Source organism: Streptomyces sp. NPDC029152, from assembly GCF_055564355.1.
In genome coordinates, this window is sequence record NZ_JBVHWR010000011.1 from 1 (window position 1) to 13,950 (window position 13,950).

Below are 13,950 nucleotides of genomic sequence, written 5' to 3' on the forward strand. Positions count from 1 at the left end.
GACCCTGTGGGAGAGTAGGACGCCGCCGAACAATCATTGGGAGAACCCCGCACCTCACGGTGCGGGGTTCTCTGCGTTTACGGGCCCTTTTCAGGACGGCTTCACCAGCTTGGTGTCGTACGCCAGGATCACCGCCTGGACGCGGTCCCTGGATCCCGTCTTGGCCAGGATGCGGCCCACATGCGTCTTCACCGTCGACTCGGCCAGGTGGAGGCGCTGCGCTATCTCCGTGTTGGTCCAGCCCTGGCCCATGACCATGAGGATCTCGCGCTCGCGCTCCGTGAGCGAGGCCAGACGGGGGTCGAGGGAGTCGTCGGAGGAGCCGCCTGCCGCGGTGCCGGCCGGCAGATGGTGGACGTACGCGTCGAGCAGACGGCGGGTCAGGCTCGGGGCCACCACCGCGTCGCCCGTGGCGACCGCGCGGACGCCGGAGAGGAGTTCCTCCGGCTGGGCGTCCTTCACCAGGAAACCGGAGGCACCGGCGCGCAGGCCGGCGTAGGCGTACTCGTCGAGGTCGAAGGTGGTGAGGATGAGGATCCGGGTGCGGTGACCGGCGGCGATGATGCGGCGGGTCGCCTCGATGCCGTCCAGGCCGGGCATGCGGACGTCCATGAGGACGACGTCGGGATGGAGTTCGGCCGTCATGCGGACGGCCTCGGCGCCGCCCGCGGCCTCGCCCGCCACGGTCATGTCGTCCTGGCTCTCCAGGAGCATCCGGAAGCCGAAACGCTGGAGGGGCTGGTCGTCGGCGATGAGGACGGTGGTCACTGCGGGGTTTCCTCCGGTAGGTACAGGTGAACGCGCCAGCCCCGGTCGGGGTGCGGGCGCGGGCCGGCCTCAAGTGTGCCGCCGTACAGGGACGTCCGCTCACGCATTCCCGGCAGGCCCCGGCCGTCGGAGAGCGCGGGGGCCGGGCCGCCCCGGCCGGTGTCGGTGACGGTGAGGGTGACGGCGCCGTCGGCCTCGTAGGAGAGGTCGATCTGGGCGGTGGCGTCGGGGCCGGCGTGTTTGAGGGTGTTGGTGAGGGCTTCCTGGATGACGCGGTAGAGCGCGAGTTGCCGGCCCGCCGGGAGCGCGGCGTCGCCCCTGACGGCCGTGCGGACGGGCAGGCCGGCCTTGCGGACGCCGTCGACGAGCCGGTCGAGGTCGGCGAGGGCGGGCTGCGGGGCGAGTTCGGCCTGTTCCTTCTCCTCGTCGCGCAGGACGTCGAGCAGGCGGCGGAGCTCGCCCAGGGCCTGGCGGCTGGTCGTGCCGATGGCGTCGAGGGCCTGGGCGGCGCGTTCCGGGGACTTGGCGGCGGCGTACCGGCCGCCGTCGGCGAGGCCCGTGATGACGGAGAGGTTGTGGCCGATGATGTCGTGCATCTCGCGGGCTATGCGGGCCCGTTCGGCGGCGGCGGCGAGCTGGGCCTGCTGGTCGCGTTCGATCTCCAGACGGCGGGCGCGGTCCTCCAGGACCTCGGTGTAGTTGCGCCGGGTGCGGACCGTGACGGCGATGAGGGCCACGACCCCCATGGACAGCAGTTGCGAGCCGACCTGCTGGTTCCACGGGCCCGCCTCATCCCCGTACCGGGCCAGCGTGACGCACATCGGGACCGACGTCAGGGCCGTCGCCCACCACAGGTTGCGCAGCGGCAGGCGCAGGGTGATGTGGAAGAGGAGGACCAGCTGGAGCAGGGAGACCTGCAGGGCGGCGCCCGTCCAGGCGTTCACCAAGGCGACCGGCGCCATGGCGAGGAGGGCGGCGCGGGGGTGGCTGCGACGCCAGAGCAGGGGGACGGAGAGGCCGAGGCTCATGGCGAGGACGAGCCCACCGGGGACGCCGGGATCCTGGGCGACGCTGCGCCAGCCGCCACCGGCGTAGTCGATCAGGGCGGCCGACACCCAGAAGCCGGTGAAGTGGAGGTCCCACACGAGGGGCCGGCGCCGGTCGAAGGCGCGGACCCGCCGGTTGACGCGCTGTACGTACTCGGTGAGGGGCTCGGCCGCTCGCTCTTCCACCACGGGCTCCATCCGGCCATGATCCGCCGCCCCGGGGCGGCGGGCGTCCGTCTCGGGGCCGTATATGAGGTGAGGGGTGTAGTACCGGGGTACTACGTTGGCCCGTATGAGTGTCTCGGTCCCCGGTGACTACGTGATCAGGTCCGTACGTGCCGACGAGTGGCCCGCCGTGAAGGAGCTGCGGCTGCGCGCGCTGCGGGATCCGGTCGCGCGTCTGGCCTTCCTCGAGACCTACGACGAGGCCGCGGGCCGGTCGGACGCCTACTGGCAGGAGCGGGCGGCCGGGGCCGCCGAGGGCGCGTCCGAGGCGCAGCAGATCGTCGCGGAGGGGCCGGGCGGGCAGTGGCTCGGCACGCTGACGGTGCTGATGGAGGAGGCGGGGACGACGGACTGGGCCGGCTTTCCCGTGGACCGTCGGCAGGGACACGTCGTCGGCGTGTTCGTGCGGCCCGAGTGGCGGGGGAGCGGGCTGGCCAAGGCGCTGTTCGACGCCGGACTGGAGTGGGCGTGGGCCGCCGGGGCGGAGCGGGTGCGGCTGATCGTGCACGAGGACAACGGCCGGGCCCGGGGTTTCTACGCCAAGGCGGGGTTCGCGCCGAGCGGCCGGACCGTGCCGTCGGCGGGCGAGCCGGAGGAGCAGGAGCTGGAGTTCGTCGTCGAACGCTGACCCGCACCCCCGCACCCCTCGCCGCGGTCACACCGGCAGCTCGTCGTGCGGCCAGCGGGCGCGGCCCTGTTCGCGGGACCGGAGCAGGGCCAGGGTCGGCATTCCCCGGTCCGCGCCGGTGGCCAGCAGCTCCGGGAGCTGGGAGAGCGGGGCCACGGCGGCGACGTCGTCCAGGACGAGCGTGAGTGGTGGGTCGAGCCGACCGGAGGATGACCGTTCGGCCATGCGCCGGCCGCGCTCGACCACGCTGGAGACGAGCGCCGTCAGCAGCGGCATGGCGCCCGGGCTCGTCCGGGGGTCCTCGAGGGATTCCCCCACCACGTAAAGCGTGCCCTGTTCGTGGACGAAGGAATCCAAGGTGAGGGCATCAGTTCGGTTGGGAGTGCACGCCTCGCGGATGTTGACCATGGAGAGGGCGGCCAGGGCGCGGGAGGTCAGCTGCTGGGCCATGTCCCGGCGTTCGGGGTGGGCGGTGAGGGCCGCTTCCAGTTCGCCCGCGGCACCGGGGGCGGCCTTGGGGTTGGTGCGGAGGATGCGTACGGCGTCCTGGAGCTGGCCGCCCTGGGACCAGCGGTGGACGTGGCGGACGGTGCGGCCGTCGACGGCGGCGGCGTGGAGGTAGCTGCGCAGCAGCGTGGTGGCGACGTCGCCGACGGCCTGGTCGAGGCGTGCGGTGGGCCGGACCGGGGTGAGAAGCGCGGTCGCCCGGGCGAGTGCCGTCGGTTTGTCCTCGCAGCCCGCGGTGGGGGACCAGTGGAGGCGGGCCGGGGTGTCGCACAGGTGGGTGGGGTCGTAGAGCAGGACGGGGCCCAGTTTGGCGCGGGCGTCCTTGGTGTCCTGCCACAGGGCGGGGTTCGACGTGACGACGAGGACGGGGCCGCCCGCGTCGCCCACGGCCTGGGTGGCGGTGGCGCGGCGGCTCTCCCTCGTGCCCAGCAGGAGGTTCTCCCGTCCGCCGCGGCTGCCGTCGAGGGGGGAAGCCGCGGGCGCCTGCTCCGTCGCCGTCCGGGCCGGGGGTTCGGCGGCCGGGGCGGGGGGAGCGGCGGTTCTCGGGACCGGCACCTCGTGGCGAAGGGCGGCCGGTTCCGGTTCCGGGGACGCCTGTGCCGCCGGGGACGCCTGTGCCACCTGGGGCGGCGTCCAGGCGGGTTGCGCCCGGGCGGGCGGCGGCTCCTGCCCCGCCGGTGACCGCGCGGCCCGCCGCCGGAGCCGTACCGCCTTCCAGCGGGCCACCGTGCCCATCACGAACACGGCCAGGACGACGAGCACCATCAGCTGGCCGATGAACAGCCCCCAGAACAGCCCGTACCCGGAGAGCGACGCCGCGGGGGCGTCCGGCCAGGCGCCGGTGATGTCGTGGGGCTCGGCGATCAGGTGGCGCATGGCGAGCGGCGTGCCCGCGAAGGTGACGCCGGCGGGCCAGGAGCCGTGGGAGAACAGGGCCGCGAGACCGGTCGCCGTCCACACCAGCACGGTCATGCCGAGGAGGAACGCGAGTATGCCGATCAGCAGGCCGTCCGGGATGCCGCCGCCCTGGCCGTCCCGTCGCCGGTCGTCCGGTCTCATCCGTCCCGTGCCTCCCCCTGTGCCTACGCCACCGTCGATTCGGACGAGTCGGCGATGTGCTGCTCCATGAAGGCCGCAGCCCGCTCCTCCGCCTCCAGTTCGGCGGCGCGCAGGGCGTCGTCCGTGAGGTCGGCGGAGGACTCGGTCATCGCGCGGTCCGTGAAGACCAGGGGGCGTTCGGTCTCGGTGACCAGGTGCTTGACCACCTGAACGTTGCCGTTGACGTCCCACACCGCGATGCCGGGCGTGAGCGAGGGGATGATCTCCACCGCCCACCTGGGCAGGCCGAGCACCCGGCCGGTCGCCCGGGCCTCGTCGGCCTTCTGGGCGTAGATCGTCCGGGTCGAGGCCATCTTCAGGATGGCCGCGGCCTCCTTCGCCGCCGCCCCGTCCACGACGTCGGAGAGGTGGTGCACCACCGCCACGAACGACAGGCCCAGCCGGCGTCCGAACTTCAGCAGCCGCTGGAACAGCTGCGCCACGAACGGGCTGTTGATGATGTGCCAGGCCTCCTCGACCAGGAAGATGCGCTTCTTCCGGTCGGGACGGATCCAGGTGTGCTCCAGCCACACTCCGACGATGGCCATGAGGATCGGCATGGCGATGGAGTTGCGGTCGATGTGGGACAGGTCGAAGACGATGAGCGGCGCGTCGAGGTCGATGCCGACGGTCGTCGGGCCGTCGAACATGCCGCGCAGGTCGCCGTCGACGAGCCGGTCGAGGACCAGCGCCACGTCCAGGCCCCAGGCTCGTACGTCGTCTATGTCGACGTTCATCGCCTCGGCCGACTCCGGCTCGGGGTGGCGGAGCTGCTCGACGATGTCGGTGAGGACGGGCTGGCGTTCGACGATGGTCTCGTTGACGTAGGCGTGCGCGACCTTGAGCGCGAAGCCGGAGCGCTCGTCCAGGCCGTGCCCCATGGCGACCTCGATGATCGTGCGGAGCAGGGCCAGCTGGCCGGTCGTGGTGATCGCCGGGTCGAGGGGGTTGAGGCGGATGCCGTGGTCCAGGGCGGCCATCGGGTCGAGGCGGATGGGAGTTATCCCCAGCTCCTGCGCGATGAGGTTCCACTCGCCGACGCCGTCCTCGCCCTGGGCGTCCAGGACGACGACCTGGCGGTCGCGGAAGCGGAGCTGGCGCAGGACGTACGTCTTCTCCAGCGCCGACTTACCGTTGCCGGACTCGCCGAGCACCAGCCAGTGGGGGGCGGGGAGCTGCTGGCCGTAGAGCTGGAAGGGGTCGTAGATGTAGCCCTTGCCGGAGTAGACCTCGCGGCCGATGATCACGCCGGAGTCGCCGAGGCCGGGTGCGGCGGTGGGCAGGTAGACGGCCTGCGCCTGGCCCGTGGAGGTGCGGACCGGGAGGCGGGTCGTCTCGACCTTCCCGAACAGGAAGGACGTGAAGGCGTCGGTGAGGACGGACAGCGGGTCCCGCATCAGGCTCAGCCCCTACCTTCGGATGCCGGTGGCGAACGGAAGCGTGTTCACGAAGGCGCGGTGGTGCTCGCGGTCGCACCACTCCAGTTTCAGGTACGACTTTCCGGCCGAGGCCCTTATCGTCCGCTTGTCGCGGGCGAGCGCCTCGGGGGAGCGGGAGGAGACGGTGATGTAGCCGACCAGGTTGACGCCGGCCGCGCCGCTGGCGAGGTCCTCGCCGCGCTGGTCGAGGCGGCCGTGGGCGGCGATGTCGCGCGGGTCGACGGTCCGGTTCATCTTGGCGGCGCGGGAGGCCTCGGCCTCGTCGTTCGTCTTCTCGGTGAGCATGCGCTCGATGGCCACCTCGGTGGGTTCGAGGTCCATCGTCACGGCGACCGTGCGGATGACGTCCGGGGTGTGGACGAGCAGCGGCGCGAGGAAGTTCACGCCGACCGGGGTCATCGGCCACTCCTTGATCCAGGCGGTGGCGTGGCACCAGGGGGCGCGGGTGGAGGACTCGCGGGTCTTGGCCTGGAGGTAGGTGGGCTCCATGGCGTCCAGCTCGGCCGGCCAGGCGTTGCGCTTGGTCATCGCCTGGATGTGGTCGATCGGGTGGTCCGGGTCGTACATGGAGTGGATGAGGGAGGCGAGCCGGCCCTGTCCGAGCGGCTGGCGGACGCGGATGTCGGCCTCCTGGAGGCGCGAGCAGATGTCGGTCAGCTCGCGCGCCATCACCACCGCGAGACCCGCGTCCCGGTCGACCTTGCGCCCGTTCTGCGGACGGGCGGCCCGGGCCATGGTGTGGGCCTCGGCGGCCAGTTCGCGCGTGTAGTGCATGCAGGCGACGAGGTAGGCGCGGTGCTGCTCGCTGCTGGTGGACACCATGGACTGCAACTGGTCGTACGACTGCTGCAGCCAGGGCAGCGCCCTGTCGTCGCCGCGGAGGGAGACGTCCTTGGCGTGCGCGTCCGGGTCGGCCGGGAGGGTGCGGGCGAGCATCTGGATGCGGGTGACGAAGCCGTCGCCGTTGGCCACGTGCTTGAGCAGGGTCCCGAAGCGGTCGACGAGGGCCTCCTGGTCCTCGGAGTCGCGCAGGCCGACGCCCGGGCCCTCGATCTCGATCGCGGCCGTCACGGTCTTGCGGTCGGCGTGCAGCAGGACGGCGATCTCGTCCGGGCCGAAGGGCGCCGCCAGCCAGGTGATGCGGCCGATGCCGGGCGGCGGGCCGACCTCGACCTCCCGGCCGTCCAGCCGGGTGCCGGCCTCGACGGCGCCGGAACGGTAGGCGGTGCCTTGGCGCAGCGTCCGCTTGTAGCTGCGGTTGATCTCGAACCACTTGTAGAACGTGCGGTGCCGGTACGGCACGTAGACCGCCGCCAGCGCGAGCAGCGGGAAGCCCATGAGCAGCACGATGCGCAGGGTCAGGACGGGGACGAGCAGCCCGCACATCATGCCGAGGAACGCGCCCACGATGATCAGCGCGATCTCGCCGGTCTCGCGGTTGCGTCCGACGATCGCGTTCGGCCGGGCGCGGCCGATCAGATACGTACGGCGGGGCGTGACCGGATGGGACATGTGGGACTCGGTCGTCAACGCCCGTCACCTCCTGAGCTGTTGCTGGTTCCGCTGTTGCGGGTGTTGCTGGCATGGGGCGTGTTCACCGGGCTGCCGGAGCGCGGTGCGGGTGCGGCGGAGGGGACACTTCCGCCGCCACCGTTCGAGGGGCGCGAGCTGTGCGCGGTGACCCCGCCGGATGCGGGGTTGGCGGGACGGGGCCCGGAGGAGGAGCCGGACCGGCCCCCGCCTCCGCCGTCGCCGTTGTGGCGGGTGCTGTGGGTCCTGATGCCCTGGGCGACGAGATTGGCCGGGGAGCTGATGACGGCCGCGGCCTTGCCCTCGGCGCCCTGCATGATGCGGTTGTTGCGGGAGCCGGCGAGCTCGTCGCCGAAGCCGGGGACGAAGCGGTAGATCATCGCGGACGCGAAGATGGCGAGCAGGATGATCGCGAGGCCGGAGACGACGGCCGAGAAGGCGTCGGGGCCGTCGTCGGCGGAGAGCGCCCCGGCGAGGCCGAGGACGATGACGACGACGGGCTTGACCAGGATCACGGCGATCATGATCCCGGCCCAGCGGCGGACGTGGCCCCACAGGTTCTTGTCGACCAGCCCGGCGTAGACGACGGTGCCGAGCAGGGCGCCGACGTAGAGCAGGGCGGCGCGGATGACGAGCTCCAGCCACAGGACGCCGGCGGCGAGGATGGAGACCAGGGAGACGACGATCAGCATGATCGGGCCGCCGCCGATGTCCTCGCCTTTCTCCAGGGCGCCGGAGAAGGTGCCGAAGAAGGTGTCCGTCTGGTCGCCGGTGGCCTTGGCGAGGACGTCGGTGACGCTGTCGGTCGCGGAGACGACCGTGTAGAGGATCAGCGGCGTGAACGCCGACGCCAGGACGGTGAGCCAGAGGAACCCGATGGCCTCGGAGAGCGCGGTGGTGAGGGGGACGCCGCGCACGGCGCGCTTCGCCACCGCGAGGAGCCAGAGGAGGAGCGTGAGGATCGTCGACGCCGCGAAGACGACGGCGTACTGCTGGAGGAACTTCTGGTTCGTGAAGTCGACGTTCGCGGTGTCCTGCACGGCGGCGCTGAGCTTGTCGATCGTCCAGGACGCGGCGTCGGCACAGCCCTTGGCGAGGGAGGAGAGGGGGTCGAGGGTGGAGGTGAGGCGAGGGGCGTCACCGCCGGTACCTCCGGTGGAACCGCCGGACTCGCCGCGTTCGCAGTAGTCCTTGGCGGGGCCGACAATGAGGTCACAGTTGTCGTCCGTCGGCGTCGGCGACGGTGTGGGTGCTGCGACAGCGCGGCTGGCCAGGAACACGGCCGCAGTCTGTACGGCGGTGACGGCGGCGGCGACCTTGAGTACGCGGTGCGAGCTACCGGGCATACGTGAACCCTCCGTACTCCTGGACGGCCTTGGCCATCTCATCGGCGCTGGACGCCTTGTTGTCTCCGGGAACGGGGGCGGGGCCATCCTGTTGGGAAAAGCTGTCGATCTTCCAGTCGCCGTCCACCCAGCGCAGTTGGAGCGTCATGGTGAACCAGTCACTGCTCACCGGGTTGGTCGACTCTGCTCCCGCCGTGCCGAAGACTCCGGTGCACCAGACATCGACGGATGCAGCGGTTTCGGAGTAGCTCGTGGTCTTAGTGCCGATGGGCAGGGTGCGGGAGACGTAGGTGTTGCCACCTGTCGCGTTACCGTTCTGGTCGAGACCGATGTCTCTGAGGAATTCTTTCGTATAGGCCTTGGCGAACTTGTCCGAGAGGACGGTCTGCTTGTCGGCCACGAAGACCTGCTGGATCATCTCGGCCCGCCGGGCGGGCTTGAGGATGTCGGCCGACACAAGCGCCACCGCGTAGTTCGCCGCCGCGCTCTGTGCTCCCTGCTGGTCGTGGGTGAAGCCCGAGGGGATGCCGGCTGTCTTCGTGTCCACCGGCTGTTCGCCGGACGGCGCCGTCGCCGAGGTCTTCGGCTTGTCGCCGGACGCCGCCTCGCCGGACGTTGCGGAATCGTCTCCTCCACGGTTCGCGAAGGCGATCGCGGCGATCAGGAGGACGACCACGCCGACCACGGTGACCAGGCTGCGCGAGGACGAACGCCCGCCGCGGCGGGCGCCTCCGTACGTGTCGCTCCCGTGGTCGGGCAGCCGCGTCCGCGTCTGGCCCGTGCCGCCGTAACCGCCGGAGGACTGGTGGTCGTCTCCGAGACTCATGCCGCGTACGCCCCCTCGACGTCGTGCGGGAACACCTCGTACCCCATGCCGTAGAAGTATGACGGTAGCGGTGCCGGCGCCCGCTCGGACGCGGTGTGGTGACTGGACATCAGGGAGACGCAACCTCAGCCGGTGGGCACGACGGGCGGGTGGGATGGAGGAGGACCGGGCGCGCCCGGCGGGGCCGATGGGACCGCGCGCCCGCCTACACGGCCATGCCGTACACGATGGTGAAGAGCGTGCCGAGCGAGCCGATGATGAACACGCCCGTCAGGCCCGCGATGATGAGGCCCTTGCCCTGTTCGGCGCTGAAGGTGTCGCGGAGCGCCGTGGCGCCGATGCGCTGTTTGGCTGCGCCCCAGATGGCGATGCCGAGGCAGAGCAGGATGGCGACGGCCATCACCACCTCGATCATCACCTTCGCCTCGTTGCCCAGGCTGCCGAAGGGGCCCCAGTCCGGAGCGATCCCCCCGATGATGGTGTTGATGTCTCCCTCGTCGGCCGCAAAGAGCATGTAAGTCACCGCCCCTGTTTGGGTAGTTCCGCGCCCCCTGCGTTCATGCAGAGGTCAGGCCTCATTGTCGCCGACAATGCCGCTGTCGTATGTCGACTTGGCGTCATTGATTGGCGGGTTTTGTATGAACAGCTTGCCACCGGTCCGCGCCGTGCCCTCGTGGGGTGGCGCGAACCGGTATGCAAAGATTCGTATCGTCACTCTGTGTATCACGGCGTGTCACGCTGGGCAATGAGGTGGGACCGCAACTTGCCGCGCGGTCCGTCGTCGGCCGTCGCCGCGCCTCCGCCTCCACACCGGTGACGGCGCGTCACCGTGTGAATCTTTTATTCGACTTGTCGTGCGGCGGGCGTCGACTGGTCCATTCTGAGAGGACGTCACGCTCGCCGGACGTGGCCTGGGAAGCGGCTGGATGGGGAAGGGTTGGGCCGTGCGCAAAGTGTGGTTCATCGGGGGCGCCGCAGTCGCGCTGGGCGTCGGCTTCGTGATGCTGCTGGTCGTCGGGGTCTACGTCGTCGCCGGGAACCTCGCGGGCGGTGCGGGCGGCGGGGCCAAGAAGCTGGCCAAGGGGACCGTGCCCGCGGCGTACCAGGGGCTCGTGCAGAAGTGGGGCAACCTGTGCCCCGCCATCAATCCCGCGCTGCTCGCCGCCCAGCTCTACCAGGAGAGCGGCTTCAACCCCAGGGCGCGGAGCGCGGCGGCGGCGCAGGGGATAGCGCAGTTCATCCCCGGGACGTGGGCCACGCACGGCATCGACGGGGACGGGGACGGCGACCGGGACGTGTGGGATCCGGCGGACGCGATCCCGTCGGCGGCCTCGTACGACTGCTCCCTCGCGTCGTACGTGAAGGACGTGCCCGGGAACGCGACCGAGAACATGCTGGCCTCCTACAACGCGGGCGCCTACGCGGTCATCAAGTACCAGGGCGTGCCGCCGTACAAGGAGACCCGGAACTACGTCAAGGTGATCACGACGCTGGAGAAGAGCTTCGCCGCGCCCACCTCGCGGGTGGACCCTTCCGAGCAGGCCGCCGGGGCCATCGCGTACGCGCAGAAGAAGCTGGGGACGCCCTACCTGTGGGGTGGGAACGGGACCGCCGCGCAGGGAGGGCGGTTCGACTGTTCGGGGCTGACCAAGGCCGCGTACGAGAGTGTCGGGATCAAGCTGCCCCGGGTCGCCAACGACCAGTACAACGCGGGGGCGCATCCGGCGCGGGACGAGCTGCTGCCGGGGGACCTGGTGTTCTTCTCCGACGACCTGACCGATTCCCGGGCCATCCGGCACGTGGGGATCTACGTCGGTGGCGGGTACATGATCGACGCGCCGCGGTCGGGGGCCGTGATCCGGTTCGACCCGATCGACACGCCCGACTACTTCGGGGCCACGCGGGTGACCGAAGATGGCGCGAAAGCATTGCCCACGACGCTGTGAACCGAACGTGAACCCCTCCCCTGAGCTGCGACGACGAGTCTCTCTTCGATAACGTCTGCGTGATCATTCGGTGGAGTGTGGAACGTATCGACGGGGACCGTGCGTTCCTGTTGTCGTGTAGGTGTGCGGCACAGGAGGGGAGCCGGCGGATCTACGACCACGGGGGTGGCAGGAGAGCCGAGCGCAAGGTGCGCCGGAGAACATGACGAAGGGGCCGCTGCAACATGGCTGGACTCGCCGAATCCGGGTCGAACCCCGACGTCGAGCTGCTCTACGACATCAACGGACTCGCCAAGGACGCGCCGCACTGGTTCGACCGGGTCATGGAGTTCGTGGGTGAGTACGGACTGCTGTTCGCGATCGTGCTGCTGGTGCTGTGGTGCTGGTGGGGTGTGCGGCGGCGGGGCGGTGCGGACGCGGCCTCGTCCGTGGCCGCGCTGGTGTGGGCGCCGCTGGCGGCCGGCATCGCCGTACTCGTCAACGTGCCGATACGGGGCTTCGTGGAACGGCCCCGGCCGTTCAAGGACCACGACGGGCTGGAAGTGCTCGTCTCCGGCAAGGACGACTTCTCCTTCGTGAGCGACCACGCGACGCTCGTCATGGCGCTGGCCGTCGCGCTGTTCGTCGCCAACCGGAAGTTCGGGATCGGCGCGATCGTGCTGGCCCTGTTCGGCGGCTTCGCCCGGGTCTACATGGGCGTGCACTACCCGACGGACGTCATCGGCGGCTTCGCCCTCGGCACGGCCGTCGCGCTGCTGCTGTCGCCGGTCGCCATGGCCCTGCTGACCCCGCTGGTCAAGGCCGTCGAACGGTCGCCGCGGGCGGGCTGGCTGGTCAGCGCGCGGGGAAGGGCCGGCGAGGAGCGGGGCTCCGTGCTCCCGGGCGCCCGGCAGGGGAGCGCCGGGGCGGAGGAGCGGGACCTCGCCGCCTAGGGCTACAGAGCCTGGGGGAAGGTGAAGACGCGGTCCGGGTCGTACTGGCTCTTCAGTTTCGCCAGGCGCGGGGCCGCGTCTCCGTAATAGGCCCGCCGCCAGTCCTTGAGGTCCGGGTCCGCGTAGTTCTGGTACGCGGCGCCCGAGGCGTACGGGCGCATGGCGCCGTGCGCGGACGCCAGCCAGGACCGGGCGGCCGCGCCGCTCGTGCCCGGCCGCCACGAGGCGAGGTACTGGGCCAGCATCCGGGAGCGGCGGTGCACGAACGCGGTCGCCGTCGGCGCGACGCGGTTCACCGCCCCGCCGAGCGCCGTGAACACGATGCTGCCGGTGCCGTCGCGCACCGGGCGGACCTGGGACAGCAGGGCCCGGATGCCGGCGGACGGCAGTGAACGGTCGTAGAAGTCCGAGCGGGCCGCGTACGTCTCGCGCTCCAGAGAGCCCTGCGGCGACCGGCCGGGCGTGGTGCCGGGGAGATGGCACCGGGCGTCCGCGGTGAAGGACGAGCAGCCGGCGTACGCCTCCATCGACGCCTCGTACGAACGGCGTTTGAGGAAGACGCCGCTCGCCGGGGCGCCGATGCGGCCGGCGAGGCGGTCGACCGCGTTCTGCAGCTCGCCGTAGGTGCCGAGGGAGAAGGCGGCGACCGACACGGCCGGGGTGCCGCGGGGCCCGGCCTCCAGGTGGAGGGACGACCAGATCTCGTCGGGCTGGCCCGGGCCCCACTCCTGCCAGGCGCGCACGACCGCGGCGGCCTTCGCCCAGGGCCAGGTCAGGTGCGCCGATACGGCCTGGGGCGCGGGGTGGGTGCGGAAGCGGAGTTCCGTCACGATGCCGAAGTTGCCGTTGCCGGCGCCGCGCAGGGCCCAGAACAGGTCCTTGTGGTGGGTGGCGTCGGCGGTGATCTGCTTGCCGTCCGCCGTGATCAGGGTGGCCTGGGTGAGGCTGTCGCAGGTGAGGCCGTAGGCGCGGGAGACGACGCCGTGGCCGCCGCCGAGGGTGAGGCCGGAGACGCCGACGGTGGGGCAGGAGCCGGCCGGGACGGTCACGCCCCTGGCGGCCAGGGACCGGTAGACGTCGATGAGTTTGGCGCCGGCGCCGACGACGGCCTGGGAGCCGCTCACCCGGACGCGGTTCAGTTCCGACACGTCGATGACCAGGCGGCCGTCGCCGGAGGACCAGCCGGCGTAGGAGTGGCCGCCGTTGCGGATCGCGACGGGCACGCGGTGGGCGCGGGCGTAGGAGAGGGCGGTGCGGATGTCGTCGGGGTGGGCGGCGTAGGCGACGGCGGCGGGGCGGAGGGTGTCGAAGCGGGTGTTGTAGAGCTGGCGGGCTGTTCGCCAGGACCGGTCGCCGGGGCGGAGGAGGGGGCCGTCGAGGGATTTCGCCAGGGCGGTCCAGGCGGCGGGGGTGGGGGTGGTGGCCGGTCCGGTGGAAGTGGCCGTGGGGGTGGGGCGGGGGGCCTGGGCGGGGGCGGGGTTCTTGTCCGCGCCGGAGGGGGCGTCAGGGGCCGTGCTGGTGCGGGCCGTTGCGGTGGTGGTGAGGGTGAGGGCGGCGGCCGTGGTGCCGCCCAGGAAGGTGCGCCGGTTCATCTGCATCTCCGGGTCCCGTGGGGTTCTGGGAGGGAGACGGGGAGGTGGGGGTGGGGGTTCCACGGAC

12 protein-coding genes are annotated in these 13,950 nt (G+C 71.5%); 3 read left to right on the forward strand and 9 right to left on the reverse strand.

The window, feature by feature from the left end:
- Positions 1 to 90 precede the first annotated feature (90 nt).
- The gene (locus tag ACZ4V6_RS22810) at positions 91 to 768 is read right to left on the reverse strand and encodes a response regulator (RefSeq protein ID WP_467830322.1); all 678 of its coding nucleotides are present in this window, start codon (positions 766 to 768) and stop codon (positions 91 to 93) included.
- Positions 765 to 2,012 carry a sensor histidine kinase gene (locus tag ACZ4V6_RS22815; RefSeq protein WP_467830325.1) on the reverse strand — a complete coding sequence of 416 codons (1,248 nt, stop codon included), beginning with the start codon at positions 2,010 to 2,012 and terminating at the stop codon, positions 765 to 767. The genes ACZ4V6_RS22810 and ACZ4V6_RS22815 overlap by 4 nt, the downstream gene beginning before the upstream one ends.
- A 94-nt stretch (positions 2,013 to 2,106) precedes the next feature.
- On the opposite strand from ACZ4V6_RS22815, the gene ACZ4V6_RS22820 reads away from it, so the two are divergent.
- A complete protein-coding gene (locus tag ACZ4V6_RS22820; RefSeq protein ID WP_467830327.1) occupies positions 2,107 to 2,667 on the forward strand; it encodes a GNAT family N-acetyltransferase in 561 nt (186 codons plus the stop codon).
- Between the two features lie 27 nt (positions 2,668 to 2,694).
- Here the strand turns inward: ACZ4V6_RS22820 and ACZ4V6_RS22825 are convergent, their stop codons facing one another.
- The 6 genes from ACZ4V6_RS22825 to ACZ4V6_RS22850 form a co-directional block, all read right to left on the reverse strand.
- Positions 2,695 to 4,233, reverse strand: coding sequence for a type IV secretory system conjugative DNA transfer family protein (locus ACZ4V6_RS22825; RefSeq protein WP_467830329.1), 1,539 nt, complete (start codon positions 4,231 to 4,233; stop codon positions 2,695 to 2,697).
- A 23-nt stretch (positions 4,234 to 4,256) separates the two neighbouring features.
- The gene (locus tag ACZ4V6_RS22830) at positions 4,257 to 5,669 is read right to left on the reverse strand and encodes an ATP-binding protein (RefSeq protein ID WP_077799281.1); all 1,413 of its coding nucleotides are present in this window, start codon (positions 5,667 to 5,669) and stop codon (positions 4,257 to 4,259) included.
- Positions 5,670 to 5,681: 12 nt separating this feature from the next.
- Positions 5,682 to 7,223: an SCO6880 family protein gene (locus ACZ4V6_RS22835; RefSeq protein ID WP_467830915.1), complete on the reverse strand. Its 1,542-nt coding sequence runs from the start codon at positions 7,221 to 7,223 to the stop codon at positions 5,682 to 5,684.
- A 14-nt stretch (positions 7,224 to 7,237) separates the two neighbouring features.
- Positions 7,238 to 8,587, reverse strand: coding sequence for a hypothetical protein (locus tag ACZ4V6_RS22840; protein WP_467830332.1), 1,350 nt, complete (start codon positions 8,585 to 8,587; stop codon positions 7,238 to 7,240).
- Positions 8,577 to 9,413: a DUF8175 domain-containg protein gene (locus ACZ4V6_RS22845; protein ID WP_467830334.1), complete on the reverse strand. Its 837-nt coding sequence runs from the start codon at positions 9,411 to 9,413 to the stop codon at positions 8,577 to 8,579. The genes ACZ4V6_RS22840 and ACZ4V6_RS22845 overlap by 11 nt, the downstream gene beginning before the upstream one ends.
- Before the next feature lie 205 nt (positions 9,414 to 9,618).
- On the reverse strand, positions 9,619 to 9,927 hold the full coding sequence (locus ACZ4V6_RS22850; RefSeq protein WP_019526682.1) for a hypothetical protein: 309 nt from the start codon (positions 9,925 to 9,927) through the stop codon (positions 9,619 to 9,621).
- 412 nt (positions 9,928 to 10,339) lie between these two features.
- On the opposite strand from ACZ4V6_RS22850, the gene ACZ4V6_RS22855 reads away from it, so the two are divergent.
- Both ACZ4V6_RS22855 and ACZ4V6_RS22860 read left to right on the forward strand, forming a co-directional pair.
- A complete protein-coding gene (locus ACZ4V6_RS22855) occupies positions 10,340 to 11,359 on the forward strand; it encodes a C40 family peptidase (protein ID WP_467830336.1) in 1,020 nt (339 codons plus the stop codon).
- A gap of 224 nt (positions 11,360 to 11,583) precedes the next feature.
- Positions 11,584 to 12,291, forward strand: a complete 708-nt coding sequence (locus tag ACZ4V6_RS22860; protein WP_467830339.1) for a phosphatase PAP2 family protein — start codon at positions 11,584 to 11,586, stop codon at positions 12,289 to 12,291.
- A 2-nt stretch (positions 12,292 to 12,293) separates the two neighbouring features.
- Here ACZ4V6_RS22860 and ACZ4V6_RS22865 read toward each other — a convergent pair whose 3' ends face one another.
- A complete protein-coding gene (locus ACZ4V6_RS22865) occupies positions 12,294 to 13,883 on the reverse strand; it encodes an FAD-binding oxidoreductase (RefSeq protein ID WP_467830342.1) in 1,590 nt (529 codons plus the stop codon).
- Between the last annotated feature and the right edge of the window lie 67 nt (positions 13,884 to 13,950).

Excerpts from the sequence above, each read along its gene's own strand:
- ACZ4V6_RS22815 (WP_467830325.1), bottom strand. The coding sequence starts at position 2,012 with ATGGAGCCCGTGGTGGAAGAGCGAGCGGCCGAGCCCCTCACCGAGTAC.
- ACZ4V6_RS22820 (WP_467830327.1), top strand. The coding sequence starts at position 2,107 with ATGAGTGTCTCGGTCCCCGGTGACTACGTGATCAGGTCCGTACGTGCC.
- ACZ4V6_RS22825 (WP_467830329.1), bottom strand. The coding sequence starts at position 4,233 with ATGAGACCGGACGACCGGCGACGGGACGGCCAGGGCGGCGGCATCCCG.
- ACZ4V6_RS22830 (WP_077799281.1), bottom strand. The coding sequence starts at position 5,669 with ATGCGGGACCCGCTGTCCGTCCTCACCGACGCCTTCACGTCCTTCCTG.
- ACZ4V6_RS22835 (WP_467830915.1), bottom strand. The coding sequence starts at position 7,223 with ATGTCCCATCCGGTCACGCCCCGCCGTACGTATCTGATCGGCCGCGCC.
- ACZ4V6_RS22840 (WP_467830332.1), bottom strand. The coding sequence starts at position 8,587 with ATGCCCGGTAGCTCGCACCGCGTACTCAAGGTCGCCGCCGCCGTCACC.
- ACZ4V6_RS22845 (WP_467830334.1), bottom strand. The coding sequence starts at position 9,413 with ATGAGTCTCGGAGACGACCACCAGTCCTCCGGCGGTTACGGCGGCACG.
- ACZ4V6_RS22850 (WP_019526682.1), bottom strand. The coding sequence starts at position 9,927 with ATGCTCTTTGCGGCCGACGAGGGAGACATCAACACCATCATCGGGGGG.
- ACZ4V6_RS22855 (WP_467830336.1), top strand. The coding sequence starts at position 10,340 with ATGGGGAAGGGTTGGGCCGTGCGCAAAGTGTGGTTCATCGGGGGCGCC.
- ACZ4V6_RS22860 (WP_467830339.1), top strand. The coding sequence starts at position 11,584 with ATGGCTGGACTCGCCGAATCCGGGTCGAACCCCGACGTCGAGCTGCTC.
- ACZ4V6_RS22865 (WP_467830342.1), bottom strand. The coding sequence starts at position 13,883 with ATGAACCGGCGCACCTTCCTGGGCGGCACCACGGCCGCCGCCCTCACC.